This is a genomic window from Blastococcus deserti, assembly GCF_042682525.1.
Lineage (GTDB): Bacteria > Actinomycetota > Actinomycetes > Mycobacteriales > Geodermatophilaceae > Blastococcus_B > Blastococcus_B deserti.
On record NZ_JBHUHP010000002.1, the window covers coordinates 20,866 to 40,935 of the forward strand.

Here is a 20,070-nt window from a genome sequence, read left to right on the forward strand (position 1 = left end):
GTGACCGGTGGCCGCGAGGGAGCGCCGGTCGCCCTCGGCACCGCATCGGGCCGATGGCTGGTCGCGGTCACGGTGCTCGCCTCGGGCATGGCCTTCCTCGACGCCACCGCCGTCCAGGTCGCCCTGCCCGCGATCGGCCGCGAGCTGGACGCCTCGCTGTCGGGACTGCAGTGGACCGTCACCGGCTACACGCTGACGCTCGCGGCGCTGATCCTCCTGGGCGGGTCGCTGGGCGACCGGTACGGACGCCGCCGCATCTTCCTCGTCGGCGTGGTGTGGTTCGCCGCCGCCTCGCTGATCTGCGGACTGGCCCAGAGCACCGGTCAGCTCGTCGCCGCCCGTGCGCTCCAGGGCGTCGGTGGCGCGCTGCTCACCCCCGGCAGCCTGGCCCTCATCCAGTCCTCGTTCCGGCCCGGGGACCGGGCCCGCGCCATCGGCCTGTGGTCCTCCCTCGCCGGCATCTCGGGACTGGTCGGCCCCTTCCTCGGCGGGGTCCTCATCGATGCGGTGAGCTGGCGGCTGGTCTTCCTGATCAACGTGCCGATCGCCGTCCTGGTGGTGGTGGCCGCCGGTCGGCACGTGCCGGAGAGCCGCAGCGGCGGGCGCCACGGGCGGTTCGACGTCGCCGGCGCGCTGCACGGCGCCCTGTTCCTCGGGTGCCTGACCTACGCGCTCATCGCCGCCGGCGAGGGGCCGACGCGGCCCGACGTCCTGGGCACCGCGGCCGCGGGCCTGGCCGCGGGGGCGGCGTTCGTCGTCCGTGAGCGGCGGGCCGCCGACCCCATGCTGCCGCCGCGCCTCTTCCGCGACCGCCAGTTCACCGGGGCCAACCTGGCCACCCTCGCCGTCTACGGCGCGCTCGGGGGCAGCTCGTTGTTCCTCGTGCTGCAGCTGCAGACCGTGCTCGGCTACGACGCGACGGACGCCGGCGCGGCGATGCTGCCGTCGATCCTGCTCATCACCCTCCTGTCCCCCCGGGCCGGAGCCGTGGCGCAGCGGATCGGGCCCCGGCTGCCGATGGCGGTCGGGCCGCTCGTCGTCGCGGCCGGCACCCTGCTGCTCGCGGGGGTCGACGGCGACGGGCCCTACGTCCTGGAGGTGCTGCCCGGCTCGCTCCTGCAGGGCCTGGGGATGGCGATCCTCGTGGCGCCGCTGACCGCCACGGTGCTCGCCGCCGCGCCCGACACGCTGGCCGGGGTGGCCAGCGGGGTGAACAACGCCGTGGCCCGGGCCGCCCAGCTCCTCGCGGTGGCCGCGCTGCCGGTGGCCGTGGGGCTCACCGGCGACGACTACACCGACCCGGCCGCGTTCACGGGCGGCTACCGGCTGGCCCAGGTCGTGTGCGCGGTGGCGTTCGCCGTGGGTGGCGCCGTCTCCTGGTGGACCATCCGGGACGACGTCCTGCGCGCCTGACGGCGAACCGCGCAGGAACACCTTGACGATTAAATCCATCGATCTGGTAGACATACCGCCGTGACAGGGACGACGGCACTGCGCCTGGTGAGCAGGCGGCACGTCGACCTGTTGCGCGTGTGCAGCGCTTCCTGTCCGGGCCTCTGACCCGACCGCGTCGAACCCTGGCGCCCGTCTCTCCCTCCGACCCCGCCGCCTCCCCGGCCGGCGATCCCTCCCGAGACCGGAGCTCAGACCCGTGAAGACCCTCGTCCTCCTCGCCCTCGTCGGCCTGGGCGCCCAACTCGTCGACGGCAGCCTCGGCATGGCCTACGGCGTCACGTCCACCACGCTGCTGCTCGCCATCGGCACCAACCCGGCCACCGCGTCGGCCACCATCCACCTCGCCGAGATCGGCACGACGCTCGCCTCCGGGCTCTCCCACTGGAAGTTCGGCAACGTCGACTGGAAGGTCGTCGCCAAGGTCGGCGTCCCGGGGGCGGTCGGCGCGTTCGCGGGAGCGAGCTTCCTGTCGAGCCTCTCCACCGAGGTCGCTGCGCCGGTCATGTCGCTGATCCTGGTGACGCTCGGCCTCTACATCCTGGCGCGCTTCACCTTGCGCGGCATCGACCGGCGCAACCTCGGGAAGCCGGTCCGGAAGCGCTTCCTCGGCCCGCTCGGTCTGGTGGCCGGCTTCGTCGACGCCACCGGCGGCGGCGGCTGGGGACCCGTGGGCACCCCGGCGCTGCTGGCCAGCGGCCGGATGGAGCCCCGCAAGGTGATCGGCTCCATCGACACCTCGGAGTTCCTGGTGGCCCTGGCAGCCAGCCTCGGCTTCCTGTTCGCGCTCGGCTCCCAGGGCATCAACGCCCTGTGGGTCGCCGGGCTGCTCGGCGGAGGCCTCGTCGCCGCGCCGATCGCCGCCTGGCTGGTCCGGCACATCCCGCCCCGCATGCTCGGGTCGCTGGTCGGCGGCGTGATCGTGCTGACCAACACCCGCACCCTGCTGAAGGGCGACTGGATCGACGCCGGCGATGCCACCCGCTACGCGGTCTACGCGGTGCTGTACCTCATCTGGGCCGCGGCCGTCGCCCACTCCTACCGCCAGTACCGCAAGGACCGCGCGCAGGAGTCGGCCGACGCCATCGCCGCGGTGGCCGAGCGGAACGTCGTCGCCGAGCCGGAGGACCCGGCCGGCTCCGTCGAGGCGCAGATCCCGGCCGGACGGCCGAGCGCGCCGCAGAGCTGATCTCGGCACGACCCGCGGGGCCCCGTCCGGCACCAGCCGGACGGGGCCTCTCCGCTTTCCGTACCGGAAGCTGAGCGGCCCGGCTCAGCTTCCGGTACGGAAAGCGGATCAGTGGGCCGCGAGGAGGCGGGCCTCGAGGTCGGGGGGCAGTCCGGGGCGCGGCCGACCGGGTGGCGGCTCGGGCAGCTCCTCGACCGACCGCATCCACGCCCACGTGTCGGCCACCGTCTCCCGCAACGGACGGCTCGGCAGTCCGAGCGACCGAGCCCGCGAGGTGTCGACGTCCCAGGCGGTGCGGGCGACCTCCCGGCGCAGCCACAGCGGCAGGTGCACCCACTCCTGGACGCCGGCGGCGAGCAGGTCCTCCTCCGGGACCGGCACCCACTCAGCGTCGCCGCCGGTCACCTCCCGGCAGAGTTCGAGCAGGCCACCGAACGTCGTCATGGCGTGCGGGCCGGTGGTGGTCACCGCACCCGACCGGCCCCGCTCGGCCGACTCGACCAGCCAGCCGGCCAGGTCGCAGGCGTCGACGGCGTGGATCGGCTGGTCCAGGGCGTCCGGGACGACGACGCGCCCGCCCTGCGCGATCCGCTCCAGCCACCAGCCGAGCCGGTGGACCCGGTCGTGCGGGCCGAGGACCAGACCCGCCCGGGCGGTGAGGAAGCGGTCGCCGAGGGCGCTGCCGAGGATCCGCTCGGCGTCGGCCTTGATCGGGCCGTACTCGTCGTCGTCGGTGGTCCACGTCGGTTCGGCGTCCTCCGGGCCGACCGGGCCGGGCGGCCAGTTCCGGTAGGCGTTGAGGCTGCTGACGAAGGCGTATCCCTTGAGTGCCGAGCCGCCGGCCCCGCTCAGTGCGGCGGCGGCGTTGCGGGCCGCCGCCCGGGTCTGGCACGAGGTGTCGACCACGAGGTCGGGCGCCCATCCGTCGAGCGCGGCGGGCAGCGCCGAGGGATCGTCCCGGTCCCCGTGCAGGGCGCGGGCGCCCTCGGGCGGGTCGCCGGAGACGCCGCGGGTGAAGGTGGCGACGTCGTGGCCCCGTGCGAGCGCGGCCGTCACGACGTGCCGGCCCAGGAAGTGCGTGCCGCCGAGCACGAGGAGTCGCATGCCTCCACCCCAGCGCAGCCGTTCCCCCCGCGTCCAGCCGGTTCGCGGCCGGCGGAACCGGCCGGCTCAGAGCAGGACGACGCTCTCCTGCTCGTTCGGGTCGGTCCGGGCGACCAGCGCCCGGACCGGGCGGTCGCTGGGGTTGAACGGCTGGTGCGGCGCCCCGGCCGGGATGTAGACGAAGTCGCCCGCCGCCACGGTGGAGACCTGCTCGAGACCGGGTCCGTGGCGCATCGCGGCGGAGCCCTCGAGGACGTAGATCGCCGACTCGTGCCCCTCGTGCACGTGCGCCCTGGCCTCCGCACCCGGGGGCAGCACGAGCAGGTGCAGGCAGAGGCCCTGGGCGCCGCAGCTCTCCGCGGAGACGCCGGGGACGTAGTCGACGCCCTGCTTGCCGGTGTACGGCACGGCAGCCCCCGACCGGATGATCGTGCAGTCCTTCATCGCCGGCCTCCCTCGCCCACGACCACCCTGCAGCGCCCGGCCGCCGCGGACAAGGGGGCCTCACACCGCCCGGCGGTACTCCGGGACCTGGGGCAGCGGGGTGGAGCGGGCCGCCGCCAGGACCATCTGCGGCGACCGCGGCAGTCCGCGGCGGGTGCACAGCCGCAGGGCCCGCGCCCCGGTCAGGACGTCGGTCTCCGGCGGCACCACGAGGAGGTCCCCGCGGCGGCTGCCCCCGGCCCAGGTGACGCAGACGACGCCGGGGTCCATGCTGCGGAAGCCGCCCGTGCGCACGGTGCGGCCCTGGACGACGACCTTGCGCGCCACCGGTGACCAGGCGTCGAGGGCGTAGGTGAAGCGCTCGACCCGGACGCCGCGCCGGTCCAGCTCGGCGATCAGCTCGGGCACCTCCACGGCCAGGTCGCGGCTGCGCGGGAACCAGGCGCCGTCGAACGCCGAGGCCCCGTCACCGGCGTCGTCCCGAAGACTCACCCGGACATCGATGCCGCCCCGGAAACCCGTCTCCGGAGCCGTTCGGGTGATCGTCGTCATCAGCGCTCGGCCGCCTCTCCTCGCTCGACCGGCCCGCGGCACACGGACCCGATGGCAACGTACGGCCGGGCGTCCGGACGTCCCGGGGAAGTGCTCCTGGGCGGGTCACCGTCCCTCGGCCAGCCATCACCGACCGTGACTCGACCGCCACGACGCACAACCCGGGGGCCGCGTCCCGGGTCCCGCCCGCAGCTCGCGAAGGGTGGGAGGACGGGGTCCGCTGTCAGGAGGGCTTGGGCTTGCGGTTCTTGGCCTTGCCGCGCTCGGTCTGGTCGAGGACCACCTTGCGGATGCGGACCGTCGCCGGCGTCACCTCGACGCACTCGTCCTCGGCGCAGAACTCCAGTGCCTGCTCCAGGTTCAGGATGCGCGGCGGGATGAGCCGCTCCAGCTCCTCGGAGGTGGACTTGCGCATGTTGGTGAGCTTCTTCTCCTTGGTGATGTTCACGTCCATGTCGTCCGGACGGGAATTCTCACCGACGATCATGCCCTCGTAGACCTCGGTGCCCGGCTGCACCATGAGCTGGCCGCGCTCCTGCAGCGAGAACATCGAGTACGTCGTCGCCACGCCCTGGCGGTCGGCGACCAGCGAGCCGGTCGGGCGGGCGCGCATGTCGCCCAGCCACGGCTCGTAGCCCTCGAGGTTGTGGTTCAGGACGCCGGTGCCGCGGGTCTCGGTGAGGAACTCGGTGCGGAACCCGATCAGGCCACGTGACGGGACGATGTACTCCATCCGCGCCCAGCCGGTGTCGTGGTGCACCAGGTTCTCCAGGCGTCCGCGGCGGACGGCGAGGGCCTGGGTCAGGGTGCCGACGTACTCGCCGGGGGTGTCGATCGTGACCCGCTCGACCGGCTCGTGGAGCTTGCCGTCGATCTCCTTGGTCACGACGGTCGGCCGGCCGACGGTGAGCTCGAACTCCTCACGGCGCAACTGCTCGACGAGGATGGCCAACGCCAGCTCGCCGCGGCCCTGCATCTCCCAGGTGTCGGGGCGGTCGGTGGGCAGCATGCGCACCGACACGTTGCCGACCAGCTCCTGGTCGAGGCGGTTCTTGATGAGCCGAGCGGTCAGCTTCTTGCCCGACTTGCCCGACAGCGGCGAGGTGTTGATCCCGATGGTGATCGAGATCGACGGCTCGTCGACGGTCAGCGGCGGCAGCGGGCGCGGGTCGTTCGGATCGGCGAGGGTGTCGCCGATCATGATGTCCTCGATGCCGGCGATCGCCACGAGCTCGCCGGGGCCGGCGCTGTCGGCCGGGGTGCGGGTGAGGCCCTCGGTCACGAGCAGCTCGGTGATCTTGACGTTCTTGATCGTGCCATCGGTGCGGCACCAGGCGACCTGCTGGCCGTTCTTCATCGTGCCGGAGTGGATGCGCAGCAGCGCGAGCCGGCCGAGGTAGGGGGAGGCGTCGAGGTTGGTGACCTGCGCGCGCAGCGGCTCCTCGGCGTCGTAGACCGGCGCCGGGATGGTGTCGAGCAGCGTCTTCACCAGGGGCCCGAGGTCCGGGCTGTCCGGCGACTCGCCGTCGTTCGGGCGCGTGAGCGAGGCCTGGCCGGTCTTGCCGTTGCTGTAGACGATGGGGAAGTCGAGGTTGTCGACGTCCATGCCGGAGTCCTCGAGCAGCTCCATGAAGAGCTCGTAGGTCTCGTCGACGACCTCGCCGATGCGGGCGTCGGAGCGGTCGGTCTTGTTGACCACGAGGATGACGGGCAGGCCCTTGCCCAGGGCCTTGCGGAGGACGAAGCGGGTCTGCGGGAGCGGGCCCTCGGAGGAGTCGACGAGGAGGACGACGCCGTCGACCATGGACAGGCCGCGCTCGACCTCGCCACCGAAGTCGGCGTGGCCCGGGGTGTCGACGATGTTGACCGTGACCGGGTTGCCGTTCTCGTCGGCCAGCCGGATCGCGGTGTTCTTGGCGAGGATGGTGATGCCGCGCTCACGCTCGAGGTCCATCGAGTCCATGACGCGGTCCTGCGTGGTGTCGGCGTCGGTGCCCTCGCCCTTGGCGCGGCCGAGCGCGCCGGCCTGACGGAGGAGGGCGTCGACCAGGGTCGTCTTGCCGTGGTCGACGTGGGCGATGATCGCCACGTTGCGCAGGTCGTCGCGGGTGGGCATGCGGAGAGGCACCTCAGGAGGGTTCGGGGATCCGCGGCATCCACGCTCGCGGCATCTCGTGCAACAGCCGCCCGGTCGGCGACCTTCCCATGGTAGTAGAAGGACCCCCTGCCCCCCACCGCTCACAAGTTCGCGGCGGGCCCCTGCAGGGGGCCTTGGGCCGTTCCCGCACGTCAGGGGCGGTCGGCCACCGCGAACGTCACCCCTGCGGCGGCCAGGGTGACCAGACTCACCGCCAGCCAGGCGGGCAGGCCCACGCCGATGGCCAGCACGTGGGCGAGGACGAACGCGCCGACGTAGAGGGCCGCGAGCGCGAGCGCGACAGCCGCACCACGCCGGCGCCACCAGAGCACCCCCGCGGCCACGCCCGCGGCGGCGAAGACGGCTCCACCGAGTGCCCGGACGCCGGTGCCCTGGGCGATGCCGAAGCCGGCGGCCAGACCGACGGCCACCAGGACGGCGGAGGGGAAGCGGGTGCGCACGCGGGTCAGGGTCGACATGTCACCCAGTCTCCCCGCCGCCGTCCGGCGATCATGGCGCCGGGACCACGCCGGAGCCCGGATCGGCGGTCAGGGCGCCATGATCGCGGGGGCCTGCGGCCGAGTCCCGCGCCGGGCGACGGAACCGCGCGAGGGCCCCGGGCGAGTCGCCCGGGGCCCTCGGAGCAGCCAACCCGTCCAGGGGCAGAGGGGTCCTCTCTCAGGCGGTGCGCAGCACGGCCTCGATCTCGAGCTCGACGGTGACCTTGTCGCCGACGACGACGCCGCCGCCGTCCATCGGCATGTCGATGTCGACGCCGAACTCCTTGCGGGAGATCTCGGTCTTGGCGCTGAAGCCGGCGCGGGTGCCGCCGTAGGCGTCGGGGCCGAAGCCGTTGAGCTCCAGCTCGAGCTCGACCTGCTCGGTGATGCCCTTGATGGTCAGGTCACCGATCACGGTCCAGTCGGCTCCGTCGGTGCGGACCTCGGTGGAGCGGAAGGTCATCTCCGTGTGGTTGCCCGCGTCGAAGAAGTCGGCGGAGCGGATGTGCGCGTCGCGCTGCTCCTGACGGGTGTCGATGGAGTCCATGTTGATCCGCGCGGTGACGCTGGACTGCGTCGGGTCCTCGGCGGTGACGATCTCGCCGGAGAAGTCGCGGAAGTAGCCGCGGACCTTGCTGACCATCATGTGGCGCACGGAGAAACCGACGGTGGAGTGGGCGGCGTCGATGTCCCAGGTGCCGACGACGTAGCCGGGGATCTGGATCGCGGTGGAGCTGGTCATTGCAGTTGCCTCCGAATAGTTGAGCGTTTGACCTTCTGCTCGGGCACAGCGTAGTTGATAGCTCAACTATTCCGCTAGTACGCTGAGCACGTGAACGCGCACGTGTCGTCGGCATCCACTGGTGCACCGGACGTGCTCCCGGGTGAGCCGCGGTGGCTCGACGTCGAGGAGCAGAAGGCCTGGCGGGCCTGGCTCTACAGCGCGCAGCTGCTGCTGGACCGGCTCGACCGCGAGCTCACCCACGAGACCGGCATCTCCCACGCGTACTACGAGATCCTCGTCGCCCTGTCCGAGACCGAGGACCGGATGCTGCGCATGAGCGAGCTGGCCGACCGGTGCCTGTCCTCACGCAGCCGGCTCTCGCACGCGGTCTCACGGCTCGAAGAGCGCGGCTGGGTGCGCCGGCAGGTCTGTCCCGGTGACGGCCGCGGGCAGCTCGCCGTCCTGACCGACGAGGGCTTCGCCGCCCTGGAGGCCGCCGCACCGGTGCACGTGGAGAGCGTGCGCACCCACCTGTTCGACCAGCTCACCCCGGAGCAGGTCGAGCACATGCGTGACCTCGGCGAGACGCTCCTCCGTCACCTGGACCCGAACTCCCGCCGCTGACCCCGGCACCGGCCTCCCCTCCCACCCGGGACGTCCGGCGCGGAAGGTCACCGGCTACGGGGCCGGCGTGACGTCGTCCGGCGGCGCGGGCCCGCGACGGAAACGCCCCGTCGCCGCGATCATGGCGTGGTGACCATCGTCCGGGCTCCCGACGTGGTCCCGGCGCCATGATCACCGCGAGGAAGGACGGGCCGTCAGCCGGTCCAGACGTCGGCGATGCGGTCGGCCACCGTCGCCGCCTGGGCGCGTCCCGCCCGCGCCGAGGGCCCCCGGGCCGCGGGGTCGAGCACGTTGCGGCCGATCGCCGTCCGGCTCGCGGCGTCGGGCGAGACGACGGCGACCCGCGCCACCATCCCGGTCACCTGCGCGTCCACGCTCGCCACGAGCCCGAAGCCCCGCGGGATGGGCGCGAGGACGACGACCCGGTCGTAGCCCTGCGCCAGGTCCGCGTTGGCCGCCGACCGCATCCCGCCGTCGACGTAGCGGCGACCGTCGATCGTCACCGGCGGGTACACCCCGGGCACGGCGCAGCTGGCGGCCACCGCGTGGGCCAGCGGTACTCCCGAGTTCCGGTCGAATGTCCGGAACTCGCCGCTCCCGGCGTCGACCGCGGTGATCCGCAGGTCGCGCTCCGGCCAGTCCAGTCCCGGCAGCAGGGCAGCGAACACGTCCAGGCGTTCCTGCTCGGTCGGGGTGAGCCCGGCCCTCTCCGCGGCGAGGGCGAGCGCCCCGATGCGGCGCCGGAACTCGACGTCCCGGCCGCGGGCGCGCAGCATCGCCCACCCGAACTGCGCCACGGTGGCCCGGTTCAGGCGGAACGCCTTCTCGGCGGTGGCGGGCGCGAGCTGCCGGGCGTACATCGCCTCCGGATCGAGCCCGCCGGTCAGCTGCGCACTCACCACCGACCCGGCCGAGGTCCCGACCACCAGATCGGCGCGGCCGAGGTCAGTGCCCGTCTCGGCGAGCCCGGCGAGGATGCCGATCTCCCAGGCGATGCCGGTGATCCCGCCGCCGCCGAGCACGAGAGCGGTGCGCTGGTCGCTCATCGCCACATCCTCACAGACACCGGTTGAGGACCTCGACAGGGCGTGTGAGCTGGGCCACGCTGTGTGCCCGGCCCCCGACGACGAGAGGTTGCGCATGACCGCCACGCAGTCCAGCTCCGCCACCGCCAGCTGGCCCCCGGGCCTCCCGCGCTCGCTGGACTACCCGGAGGTGCCGGTCGGCTCGATCCTGCGGGCGGCGGTCCGGCGTTGGGGGGACCGGCCGGCGTTCATCGACCACGACGTCCCGCTGACGTTCGAGGAGTTGGGGCGCCGGGCCCACGCCGTCGCCGGCTGGCTGGCCGACCACGGCATCGGGCGCGGGGACGTCGTCGCCGTGCACATCCCCAACTGCCGGCAGTACCCGCCGGTCTACTACGGCATCATGCTCGCCGGCGCCGTCTTCTCCCCCACCAACCCGCTGCTGCCGGCCGCCGACCTGGCCGCCCAGCTCACCGACGCCGGCGCCAAGATGCTGATCACCTGGGACCAGGTGCTGCCCTTCGTCCGCGGCGCACTGGCGCAGACGCCGGTGCGGAACGTCGTGGTCACCGGCGAGCCGCACATCACCGACTTCGCGGCGCGGCTGCCGCTCGAGGACGGTGACGTCGACCTCGCCGACCTCCTCGCCGGCGACCCGGCCGACCGGCACGTGGACGCGCAGCTCGACCCGGCGCAGGATCTCGCCCACCTCGCCTACACCGGCGGGACCACCGGCGTCAGCAAGGGCGTGGAGCTGCCCCACCGCAACGTGGTCACCAACGTCCTGCAGTCGGCCTGCTGGACGTCGGGCTCGCTGCCGGAGCTCGACGAGGCGGGCGACGTGACCATCCGCCAGGTGGTCGGTGAGGACGAGTACCCGACCCGGCTCGGCGAGGCCCGGATCGTGAACCTCACGCCGTGGTTCCACGCGATGGGCGCCATCGGCTACCTCAACGGCATGGTCATGGGCGGCACGACCACGGTCATCCACATGCGCTTCGACCCGGTGAAGTACGTCGAGGACGCCCAGAGGTACCAGGTGACCGCGATCGGGGGTGCCCCGCCGGTCTTCGTCGCCCTGCTGCAGGTGCCGGGGTTCGCCGAGGCCGACTGGTCGCACGTGCGCGGTGTCTCCAGCGGCGCGGCGCCGTTGCCGGTCTCGCTCATCGAACGGCTCCAGGCCGTCCTGCCCAACGCGGTGATCGGCGAGGGGTACGGCCTCACCGAGGTGACGATGCAGGCCACGGGGAACCCGACGTTCCGGTCCGGCACCCGCAAGGCGGGCACCGTCGGCGTGCCGGTGTTCGACACGGAGATCTCCATCCGCCCCCTCGGCGGCGGCGACCCCCTGCCGCCCGGCGAGCGCGGTGAGGTGTGCATCCGGGGTCCGCAGGTGATGCGCGGTTACGCCCACCGCCCGGAGGCGACGGCCGAGAGCATCGACGCGGACGGCTGGTTCCACTCCGGCGACGTCGGGGTCCTCGACGAGGACGGCTACCTGTCCATCGTCGACCGGACCAAGGACATGCTGCTCTACAAGGGCTACAACGTGTTCCCGCGGGAGCTGGAGGAGATCCTCTTCGGCCTGCCGGGGGTCGCCGGGGCGGCGGTGGTCGGCCGGCCCGACGAGGAGGCCGGCGAGCTGCCGGTCGCCTACGTCGTCCGCAAGGGCGACGACGCCGGCGCCGCACTCACCGCGGAGTCGGTCATGGCCGCGGTCAACGGCAAGGTCACGCCGTACAAGCGGCTCCGCGACGTCGTCTTCATCGACGCCATCCCGGTCTCGGCTGCCGGGAAGGTCCTCAAGCGGGAACTGGCCGCCAAGGAGCGGGAGAAGGTCTCCGCGTGACCCCCGACGCCTGATCGTCGCCGCCGCGCCCGTCCGGGTTCATGACCCGAACGGGTGCGGCGGCGCGCCGTCGGGACGACGGCTCACTATCGTCCGCGGGGTGGAGATGGAGCGGGTCGGCCCGGAGACCGAGCACACCGGAGTCCGGCTCGCGCACACCGAGGAGTCGCCGGTCCGGCAGGTGTGGCGCCGGGTCCTCATCGGCCTCGTCGTCCTGCTGTTCACCGTCGGGGTCATCTACCTGGACCGGGACGGCTACCGGGACGGCGACGAGGTCGGCCTCACGCTGCTGGACTCCTTCTACTACGCGACCGTCACCCTCTCGACGACCGGCTACGGCGACATCACGCCGATCACCCCCGGCGCACGGCTGGTCAACATCCTGCTGATCACGCCGCTGCGCATCACGTTCCTGCTCGTCCTCATCGGAACCACCCTCGAGGCGCTCACCGCGCGCTCGCGGGAGGAGTTCCAGATCCGTCGGTGGAGGTCTCGCGTGCGCCAGCACGTCATCGTGTGCGGCTACGGCACCAAGGGCCGTGCCGCCATCCGTTCCCTGCAGGCCCTCGGCACGCCGCTCGACCGGATCGTCGTCGTCGACACCGAGCCGCGGGCCATCGACGAGGCCAACTCGCTGGGCCTGACCGGGATCGTGGGCGACGCGGGCCGCACCGAGGTGCTGCGGCGGGCCTCCGTGGAGCGGGCGCGCGCGGTCATCGTCGCGGCCAACCGGGACGACGCCGCCGTCCTCATCACCCTGACCGTGCGCCAGCTCAATCCCAACGTGCCGATCACGACCAGTGTCCGCGAGGAGGAGAACGCCAACCTCCTCCGCCAGTCCGGCGCCGACACGGTCATCACCACGTCGGCGACGTCGGGCCGGCTGCTGGGGCTCTCGACCGACGCCCCGCGCGTGGTCAACGTCGTCGAGGACCTCGTGACCGGCGGACACGGGCTGGACCTGCAGCAGCGCACCGTGACCAGCAGCGAGATCGGGCTCGACCCGCGGTCGCTGCGCGACATCGTGCTGTCGGTCACCCGCGGCGGGCGAACGCTCCGGTTCGACGACCCCCTCATCGGCACGCTGCAGCCCGAGGACGTGCTGGTCGTCGTCCGCTCCCACCACTGAGCCCCCACCTCCCGCTTTCTGTACCGGAAGCGGGAGTCGGCACCGCAGCTTCCGGTACAGAAAGCGTGGGTCAGGACGCCGGGTCCCGGGTGCTCCACCAGAGGACCGCGAGCGAGAGCGCGAGCGCCCAGACCCCCCGCTCGATCGCCGAGTCCCACGGTGCGCGTTCCCGGACCGGAGCCGGGAGGACCCGTGCGATCACCAGACCGGCGCCGAGCGCGATCACGGCCGCGACCGGGCCGGGGACACCGGCGGCCCGCCCGGCGGCCGCGCCGGCTGCCAGCGCGACCGCGGTGAGCGTCGCCCACAGCACGACCAGGCTGCGATCGAGCGCCACGCCGAGCACCGCGGCCATCGCCATGACGGCGCCCAGCGCCGCCGCGGCGACCGGCACGACGAGCAGCACCCGGGCCAGCAGCTGTCGGCGCGTCGCGACCGGGACGGTCGCACTCATCGGCGCCGTCGGGTCGTCGGCGGCCACGGCGGAACCGGCGGCGAGGAGGAGCACGCCGAACATCGGGAAGACGCCGTCCGCTCCCGGGGGCAGTACGGCGACCATGGCCGTGATCGCCAGCGCACCGCAGACCGCACCGAGGACGGTGCGCCACCCGATCACCGGCAGGGTCGCCGCCATGAGCACAGCGACGCCCGGCCGGCGAGGGGCCCGGTTCACATGTACCCCATCCACACCCGGGCGCCGTCGTGCACGAGCAGCTCGACGACCACGGCGACGCCGGCGATGACCAGGCCGCCGCCGAGCAGCCGCCAGGACCGGCGATCCCGGCCGCTGCGCACCAGCGCCAGCCCGCAGAGGGCGGTGATCACCCCGACCACGTACAGCAGGTGCAGGCCGTACAGGCCGAGGTCACGGTCGATCCCCCAGTAGGTCGGCGTGAACTCGTCCGGCGGCGAGATCGCCGGCCACCGCGCCTCCTCGGCGCCGGAGACCTCACGACCCAGGTCCGCCGAGGTCAGCGCCGACCGGGAGACGGCGAAGAGCCCGAAGGGAGCGGTCAGCCACACCCAGTAGGTGAAGTGGAACAGGAACCAGCCGATGAGTCCGACCAGGGCGCCGACGGCCCGGGACCGGATCAGGCGGGCCAGCGCCACTCCGGCGACGAATGCGCAGCCGACGGCCAACGGCGCACCCAGCGCCTCGAGGGGTGTCGGCTGGAGGGTGACCGCGCGCGTGACGCCCAGCTGCACGCCCCCGGCGCGCCACACGAGGAGATGGGTGCCGATCGTGATCACCAGCGCCTGGATCGTCGGCACGATCGCGGCGGCGAGCAGCCCGACCGTGCGGTCCCATCGCCGCGCGGGCGCGGCGGAGAACAGCTCGGCCGTCGTCGCCGGCCGCTCTCGCTGGGCGGCCCAGTTGGCGACCAGGAAGGCCACCAGGGCGAGGACCCCGGTACCGAAGTCGAGCAGCACGTAGTTGTCGATCACCCCCGCCACGTCGTCGACGAGGCCGTCGACGACCGGCCCCCACGACAGCGCCGCCGCGCCGAGCGCGCCGACCCACAGCAGGGGGTTGCGCAGCGTGTAGCGGATCTCGGCCCTCGCGAGCTGGCCGAGGGTGGGCCGGCCCACCACGGTGTCGACTGCTCGCTGCGTCGTCGTCATGACGCCACCTCCTCGACCCGCTGCGAACCGGTGAGCAGCAGGTAGCCGTGTTCCGGCCCCGCCGGCACCAGGTCGGCGCCGGGCGGTGGGTCGCCGACGTTGCGGTAGCGACCCTCGGGCGTGCGCCAGGCGACCGCGGCGCCCGGGGCCGGCTGCTCGGCGTCCCAGACCCGTCCGTCGGCGACCGCCGCGAGCTCCGACGTCCACCCCTCGAACAGGACGCTGCCGTGGTCGATGACCACCACGCGCGAGCACAGCGCCGCGACGTCCTCCGTGAGGTGGGTCGAGAGCAGCACCGTGGTGTCCGGCGGCAGGCCCGCCAGCACCTCGCGGAACCGGAGTCGCTGCTCGGGGTCGAGGCCGACGGTGGGCTCGTCGAGGACCAGCAGCTCCGGCCGGCCGAGCAGCGCCTGCGCGAGCCCCACCCGGCGGCGCATCCCGCCGGACAGGGCACGGATGCGCTGGTGCGCCCGGTCGCCGAGGCCGACGACGTCCAGCACGCGGCGGACCTCCTCGTGCCGCGCCCGTCGGTCGGTCATCTCCTTCAGGACGGCGACGTAGTCGACGAACGCGAAGGCGGTGAAGCCGCTGTAGAGGCCCGACTCCTGCGGTAGATAGCCCAGCCGCCGCCTGATCTCCAGCCGGTCGGCGGGATCGGCCGGGTCACGGCCGAGCACGCGCACCGTGCCGCTGTCCTGGCCGAGTGCGGTGGCGACGATCCGCAGCAGCGTGGTCTTCCCGGCCCCGTTCGGCCCCAGCAGCCCGGTGACGCCGGTTCCGATCTCCACGGACACGTCGTGCAGCGCGACGGTGGCGCGGAAGCGCTTCGCGACCCCGGCGAGCTCGACGGATGCGTTCATGCCCTGCTCCTGTCCTCGAAGGTGGTGCGGCGGGTGACGGCCAGGACCAGTGCCAGCGCCGCCACGGCGAGCAGCGCGGCCTGGCCGGCCGGACGGAAGACGACCGAGCGCTCGAGCAGGTCGTCGATGGGCAGCGGCGCGCGGGGCGGGCGGAGGGCCGCCCCGCACGACACCAGCCAGAGAGCGGTCAGGACGGCGGCCACCCGACGGGTGTCGAAGCGGGCGGACAGCAGGAGCGCCAGCGCACAGAGCGCGAGGGCCGGGACGAGCCAGAGCGAGGCGGGACGGACCCCGACGGGCAGTGCGAGGGCCAGGAGCCCCGCCACGGGAAGGGTTGTCACCGCAACGGCGGCGGTCCGCAGGAGCAGGACCCGGAAGCGCGGGTACGGCGTCGTGCCGGCGACCTCCCCGGCCAGCTCGTCGCTGCCCTCGTAGGCCAGCGCGACCCCGAGGAGCGGGAGGAGCGGCGCCGAGACGAGGAACACGGCGGTGCCGAACGCTCCGGTGCCCAGCTGCGCGGCCAGCAGTGCGAGGACGAGCAGCCCCGTGCCCGCCGTCCACCACGCCCGGCGCAGCGCCGGGGCGGCGGCGACCAGGCGGACCACGTGCGAGGGCAGCACCGTGTCGAGCGCCCGCTCGAGGAGGGAGGCCGGCTCGGTGTCGACCGCCTCCGCCAGCGCCGCCCAGGTCCGCTCGTGCGACGGCGTGACGGGCCGGGCCGCGGCCGCCAGCTGTTCCCGGCAGCCGGCACACCGCAGCAGGTGCGCCTCCACGGAGGAGGCGGCGTCCTCGGCCAGCTCTCCGTCCAGGTAGTGCGCGAGGGTCTCGGGATTCACGTGCCAGCTCATGTGAGGGCCTCCTGCAGCTGGGCGCGGGCGCGCGCCATCCGGGTGCGGACCGTGCCGGCCGGCACGCCGAGCAGCCGGGCGGCCTCCCGGCTGGTGAGCCCGTCGAGCGCGACCGCGCGGACCACGGCCCGGAGCTCGGGCGAGAGCCCGTTGACGGCCGCGGCGAGATCGCCGTGCTCCACCCCGAGCAGGACGACGTCCTCCGCCGAGGGGGCCGGCGGGTCGACGAGCAGCCGGAGCGGCAGGGGACGGCGCGGGCGGACGGCGGCCAGCAGCCGGCGGATCCCGATGCCCCAGAGCCAGGCCGGCACGTCGCCGGAGCCCGCGTAGGCCTCCGGCTTGCGCCAGACCGCGAGGAAGGTGTCCTGGAGGACCTCCTCGACGGTCCCCTCGTCCCCGCAGCGCCGGCGCAGCCGGGCCCGCAACCACGGCGCGTGCCGGTCGTAGAGCTCGCGCAGGGCCGCGCGGTCCCGCTCGGCGACCGCACGCAGCAGGTCACCGTCCGAGCGCGGTTCCGGCGTCCTCATGCTCGACCTGTAGCTCCGGGAGCCCCGAGGTGTTCGCGGGCACCGTGCAGCCGCCGGACGGCTTCCTGTACCGGAAGCCGCGGGCCACACCGCAGCTTTCGGTACAGAAAGCGGGGAACGTCAGGCGTGGGTGGGGAAGGTGCAGGCTGCCGGGTCCGGCTGGGGAGGAGCACTGCTCCTGGGCGTCGGCCGTTCTCAGCCGCCTCCCCGGAGCAGGGCGGCGGCGAGCGCCGCACGCTCGCCGTCGTACGAGCGCGCCGTGAGGTCGCGGACGATCGCCGAGGCCCGGCTGCCCTTGTTCGCGGTCCAGACGCGCAGGGTGGCCGGCGTGTCCGGCCCGACCGGGCGACCGGTGCGGTCGACCCGGCGGCCGTGCGCGTCGGTCGCCTCGACGCTGAACCGGTGCAGGCCCACCAGTTCCCACTGGTCGTTGAGGACGGGGGCCCCGGACGATCCCCGGTCGGTGTCGGTGGAGTAGGTCAGCACGTCGTCGTCGACCAGCTTGATCAGCCGGTTGTTCCGGAAGGCGATCTCCTTCGGACGCCCCGCCGGGTGCTGGATGATGTTGATCGGCTCGCCCTCGAGGATCTTGCCGATCGCGCCGACCAGCGGGATCGTCCCGAGCACGTCGCCAGGCGCGTCGCTGCTCCTCGGCAGCGGCCCCACCGCCACGACGGTGTAGTCGAGCCGGTCCTCGCCGCTGGTGACGAAGAAGCGCGCGGGGTCCGCCCCGACCTCCTGCACGCCGATGACGTCGCCGTTCTCCTGCTGCTGGTAGCCGAAGCGCACGGTCGCCGAGGCAGCCGCGTCCTCGGTGGGCAGCACGTGGTTGTTGGTCATCAGCAGCCAGGGCGCCACGAGGAAGCCCGTGCCGTTGCCCAGCGGGCCGTCCACCAGCCCCACCGCCGCGGCCACCCGCAGGCCACCGCTGAGCCAGTGCAGCGGACGCAGGTCGGGATCGTCGAGAACCCGTTCCAGGACCTCGTCGACCTCGGGCTCGGCCCGGCCACCCGGGGCGGGACCGCACAGGCGATCGGCGCGCCTGGTCTTGCGGTCAGGGTCCTCGGCCCGCCAGGCCGTTCCCTCGGCGAGGCGCGCGAGCTGCTCGGCGAGGTCGAAGGTCTCGGCCAGAGCACTCACCCCCTGGCGCGGGGCACGGCATGGGAGACGGCGCCGGATCACGTGCCCGGACAGCCGGAGAAGCTCCGCGTGGCTGTTCGGCGACGCCACGATAGGGCGGCGGAGGGTACCGGACAAGGGCTGCGGACCCCGTCGCGGAGAACCGCCACGGGCCCAGCCGGACCGGTGTGTTGCTCACCCCACGACGCGGCTCCTCCCGCAGGATGGCGCCGTGCGGAGGATCGTCGCGGGGGTGGCGCTCGGCGTCGGTTGGGGTGTGGCGTCGTCCCTCGCCAACGCTGCGGAGTCCCCTGCCGGGGTGGCGATCGCGCTGTTGCTGAACGCCGGCTGGGCGTGGGCCGGGGTGGCCGTGGCCGGGGGGTGGCTGGCCGGATCCTGGGTGCGCGGAGCCGTGGGCGGGGTCCTCGCCCTCGTCGCGATGAGACGACGTACTACGCGACGGATGCCGTCGTCCGGCAGGAGCCCTTCGCGCTGTACTGGCCCGAGATGCGGGTGTGGTGGCTCGTCGCCCTGGTGCTCGGGTCGGTGCTCGGGCCGGCGGGAGCCGGGATCCGCCGGTCGGGGGTGGTCGGGCTGGTGGCCGGCCTCGTCGGCGCGGCGGTCGAGATGATCTGGCTGCCCCGCTGGCCGGTCGATCCGGATGCCGCTCTGGAGCCGGTGCGGTGGGCCGTGTGGGCGGCCGCCGCCGTGGCGGCCGGACTGGTCCTCCGCCGGTTCCTCGTCGGTGCGCGGCCCCGGCCGGTCAGGAGGACCGGCGTACTACCCACGTGACGGTCGGCTCCCCGCGGCCGCGCAGCTCCACCTCGCCCTCCCGCACCCAGTGGGCGCGCTCCTCCGGTGCGGCGGCGAGGACGGTCGCCTCGCTGGCCACCGCCCGGCCGGGGTGCTCCTTGGCGAGTTCGGTGAGCCGGGCGGCCTCGTTGACCGGGTCGCCGATCACCGTGTACTCCAGCCGGCTGGCCGCGCCCACCTGACCGGCCCAGACCCGGCCGCAGGCGACTCCCACCCCGACGTCGACCTCCCCCGCGGCGCGGACGGCGTGGCAGATACGGCGGGCGGCCCGCAGCGCCGCCCCGGCCGGGTCGGGGTGGTCCGTGGGCGCCCCGAACACGCAGAGCGCCGCATCGCCCTCGAACTTGTTCACCAGCCCGCCGTCGCTCTCGATCGCGTCCACGACGACCTGGAAGAACCGGTTGAGCAGCCCGACCATCTCCGCCGGGCCGGTGCGCCGGACCAGCGAGGTGGACCCGGCGATGTCGACGAACAACGCGGCGACGGTGCGCTCCTCGCCGCCCAGGGAGACGCCGGTCGCCAGCGCGCGGTCGGCGACCGGCGCCCCGACGTGGCGGCCGAACAGGTCGCGCAGCCGCTCCCGCTCCGCCAGCCCCGCGGCCATCGTGTTGACGCCCTCCTGGAGCAGCCCGATCTCACCGGCGTCGTCGACCACCACGCGGACGGCGTAGTCGCCCCGGCCGATGCGCTGGACCGCCTGCCGCAGGTCGCGCAGGGGCTGCCCCACCGCACGGGCGGTCAGCAGGGTCGCCAGCGCCCCGACCAGCAGCGCGACGACGACGAGGAAGACCACCGCTCCCCTGCCGGGGCCGGACGGGTTGCTGGGGTCGACGAACAGCAGCACCACCCCGAGCATCGGGACGCCGCTGGTGAGGCCCCAGGTGAGCAGCAGGCGCGGCCGGACGCCGAGGGTCAGCGCGCCGACTGGCGGGTGAGCGGCGAGGGCGATCGCGGTGACCGAGCGGGCCGCCCGCGCGACCAGCAGGTAGGTGACGCCGGCCGTCGCCATGCCGCCAAGCAGGGTGGCGACGCCGGTCCGCAGCCCGACCAGCGGGTTCGGGAAGGCGGCGGCGGACACCGCGGCCACCAGGACCGCGCCCACCAGCCAGATGAGCCCTGCGATCAGCGCGGTGTCGACGGGCAGGCGGAGCGCGTGGCCCGCCTCGTCGCTGGTGGGCTGCCGACCGGCCATCAGCCACTGGTTGGTCACCCGCTGCCGCCGTAGTCCGGCCACCGTGCCGGCGGGGAACGCGACCGCCAGGTAGGCGGCGACCGCCCAGAGCACCGGCGCCCGACCGGTGTGGCCGCTGCCGTCCTCCACGCCGAGCAGCAGGAGGAACACAGTGGCGACCCCGACCAGGTTGGCCACGACCACGAGGAGCACGATCGCCGGGACGGCGGCCCGTCCGGAGGGCGCCCAGGAGGCCCATGCGCCGTCCCGGGGGATCTCCTCCACGCCGCTGCCGGAGGTCACGCCGCTGCCGGTGGTCATGCCCGGGGCAACGACGGGTGCCGCCCCGCGGATGCGGCCGTGCACCCGATCGTGATCAT

20 protein-coding genes are annotated in these 20,070 nt (G+C 73.9%); 6 read left to right on the top strand and 14 right to left on the bottom strand.

Annotation, left to right across the window (positions count from 1 at the left end):
• Positions 1-1,413: an MFS transporter gene (locus ACFSHS_RS03575; protein ID WP_376871838.1), complete on the top strand. Its 1,413-nt coding sequence runs from the start codon at positions 1-3 to the stop codon at positions 1,411-1,413.
• Between the two features lie 238 nt (positions 1,414-1,651).
• Positions 1,652-2,641 carry a sulfite exporter TauE/SafE family protein gene (locus ACFSHS_RS03580; RefSeq protein ID WP_376871841.1) on the top strand — a complete coding sequence of 330 codons (990 nt, stop codon included), beginning with the start codon at positions 1,652-1,654 and terminating at the stop codon, positions 2,639-2,641.
• Positions 2,642-2,749: 108 nt separating this feature from the next.
• On the opposite strand, the gene ACFSHS_RS03585 is transcribed toward ACFSHS_RS03580, so the two are convergent.
• From ACFSHS_RS03585 to ACFSHS_RS03610, 6 genes are all read right to left on the bottom strand, one after another.
• Positions 2,750-3,745, bottom strand: a complete 996-nt coding sequence (locus tag ACFSHS_RS03585) for an NAD-dependent epimerase/dehydratase family protein (RefSeq protein ID WP_376871843.1) — start codon at positions 3,743-3,745, stop codon at positions 2,750-2,752.
• A 66-nt stretch (positions 3,746-3,811) separates the two neighbouring features.
• Complete coding sequence (locus ACFSHS_RS03590; RefSeq protein WP_376871845.1) at positions 3,812-4,189, bottom strand: cupin domain-containing protein; 378 nt, start codon at positions 4,187-4,189, stop codon at positions 3,812-3,814.
• 60 nt (positions 4,190-4,249) lie between these two features.
• The gene (locus ACFSHS_RS03595; protein ID WP_376871848.1) at positions 4,250-4,741 is read right to left on the bottom strand and encodes a DUF5994 family protein; all 492 of its coding nucleotides are present in this window, start codon (positions 4,739-4,741) and stop codon (positions 4,250-4,252) included.
• A 223-nt stretch (positions 4,742-4,964) separates the two neighbouring features.
• Positions 4,965-6,857, bottom strand: coding sequence for a translational GTPase TypA (gene typA, locus ACFSHS_RS03600; protein ID WP_376871851.1), 1,893 nt, complete (start codon positions 6,855-6,857; stop codon positions 4,965-4,967).
• 173 nt (positions 6,858-7,030) lie between these two features.
• On the bottom strand, positions 7,031-7,357 hold the full coding sequence (locus tag ACFSHS_RS03605) for a hypothetical protein (protein WP_376871853.1): 327 nt from the start codon (positions 7,355-7,357) through the stop codon (positions 7,031-7,033).
• A 199-nt stretch (positions 7,358-7,556) separates the two neighbouring features.
• Entirely contained in the window at positions 7,557-8,120 is a 564-nt protein-coding gene (locus ACFSHS_RS03610) for a YceI family protein (protein WP_376871855.1), read from the bottom strand.
• Positions 8,121-8,210: 90 nt separating this feature from the next.
• On the opposite strand from ACFSHS_RS03610, the gene ACFSHS_RS03615 reads away from it, so the two are divergent.
• A complete protein-coding gene (locus tag ACFSHS_RS03615) occupies positions 8,211-8,726 on the top strand; it encodes a MarR family winged helix-turn-helix transcriptional regulator (RefSeq protein ID WP_376871857.1) in 516 nt (171 codons plus the stop codon).
• A 194-nt stretch (positions 8,727-8,920) separates the two neighbouring features.
• On the opposite strand, the gene ACFSHS_RS03620 is transcribed toward ACFSHS_RS03615, so the two are convergent.
• A complete protein-coding gene (locus ACFSHS_RS03620; protein WP_376871859.1) occupies positions 8,921-9,772 on the bottom strand; it encodes a patatin-like phospholipase family protein in 852 nt (283 codons plus the stop codon).
• A 94-nt stretch (positions 9,773-9,866) separates the two neighbouring features.
• Here ACFSHS_RS03620 and ACFSHS_RS03625 point away from each other — a divergent pair, with 94 nt between their 5' ends.
• Both ACFSHS_RS03625 and ACFSHS_RS03630 read left to right on the top strand, forming a co-directional pair.
• Positions 9,867-11,600, top strand: coding sequence for a class I adenylate-forming enzyme family protein (locus tag ACFSHS_RS03625; protein WP_376871861.1), 1,734 nt, complete (start codon positions 9,867-9,869; stop codon positions 11,598-11,600).
• A 106-nt stretch (positions 11,601-11,706) separates the two neighbouring features.
• Positions 11,707-12,729 (top strand): potassium channel family protein, encoded by a 1,023-nt coding sequence (locus ACFSHS_RS03630; RefSeq protein ID WP_376872235.1) that lies wholly within the window; start codon positions 11,707-11,709, stop codon positions 12,727-12,729.
• A 70-nt stretch (positions 12,730-12,799) separates the two neighbouring features.
• Here the strand turns inward: ACFSHS_RS03630 and ACFSHS_RS03635 are convergent, their stop codons facing one another.
• The 6 genes from ACFSHS_RS03635 to ACFSHS_RS03660 form a co-directional block, all read right to left on the bottom strand.
• Positions 12,800-13,363, bottom strand: a complete 564-nt coding sequence (locus ACFSHS_RS03635; protein ID WP_376871863.1) for a hypothetical protein — start codon at positions 13,361-13,363, stop codon at positions 12,800-12,802.
• Positions 13,364-13,398: 35 nt separating this feature from the next.
• Positions 13,399-14,352, bottom strand: coding sequence for a hypothetical protein (locus ACFSHS_RS03640; RefSeq protein ID WP_376871865.1), 954 nt, complete (start codon positions 14,350-14,352; stop codon positions 13,399-13,401).
• Positions 14,349-15,212 (bottom strand): ABC transporter ATP-binding protein, encoded by an 864-nt coding sequence (locus ACFSHS_RS03645; RefSeq protein WP_376871867.1) that lies wholly within the window; start codon positions 15,210-15,212, stop codon positions 14,349-14,351. Before ACFSHS_RS03645 ends, ACFSHS_RS03640 begins: the two co-directional genes overlap by 4 nt.
• Positions 15,209-16,060: an anti-sigma factor family protein gene (locus tag ACFSHS_RS03650; RefSeq protein WP_376871869.1), complete on the bottom strand. Its 852-nt coding sequence runs from the start codon at positions 16,058-16,060 to the stop codon at positions 15,209-15,211. The genes ACFSHS_RS03645 and ACFSHS_RS03650 overlap by 4 nt, the downstream gene beginning before the upstream one ends.
• Positions 16,057-16,587: an RNA polymerase sigma factor gene (locus tag ACFSHS_RS03655; protein WP_376871872.1), complete on the bottom strand. Its 531-nt coding sequence runs from the start codon at positions 16,585-16,587 to the stop codon at positions 16,057-16,059. The genes ACFSHS_RS03650 and ACFSHS_RS03655 overlap by 4 nt, the downstream gene beginning before the upstream one ends.
• Before the next feature lie 195 nt (positions 16,588-16,782).
• The gene (locus tag ACFSHS_RS03660; RefSeq protein ID WP_376871875.1) at positions 16,783-17,727 is read right to left on the bottom strand and encodes a trypsin-like serine peptidase; all 945 of its coding nucleotides are present in this window, start codon (positions 17,725-17,727) and stop codon (positions 16,783-16,785) included.
• A 360-nt stretch (positions 17,728-18,087) separates the two neighbouring features.
• Between ACFSHS_RS03660 and ACFSHS_RS03665 the strand changes: the two genes are divergently transcribed.
• Complete coding sequence (locus tag ACFSHS_RS03665) at positions 18,088-18,498, top strand: hypothetical protein (protein ID WP_376871877.1); 411 nt, start codon at positions 18,088-18,090, stop codon at positions 18,496-18,498.
• On the opposite strand, the gene ACFSHS_RS03670 is transcribed toward ACFSHS_RS03665, so the two are convergent.
• Complete coding sequence (locus tag ACFSHS_RS03670; RefSeq protein WP_376871880.1) at positions 18,470-20,011, bottom strand: adenylate/guanylate cyclase domain-containing protein; 1,542 nt, start codon at positions 20,009-20,011, stop codon at positions 18,470-18,472. The genes ACFSHS_RS03665 and ACFSHS_RS03670 overlap by 29 nt on opposite strands.
• Positions 20,012-20,070: the final 59 nt, after the last annotated feature.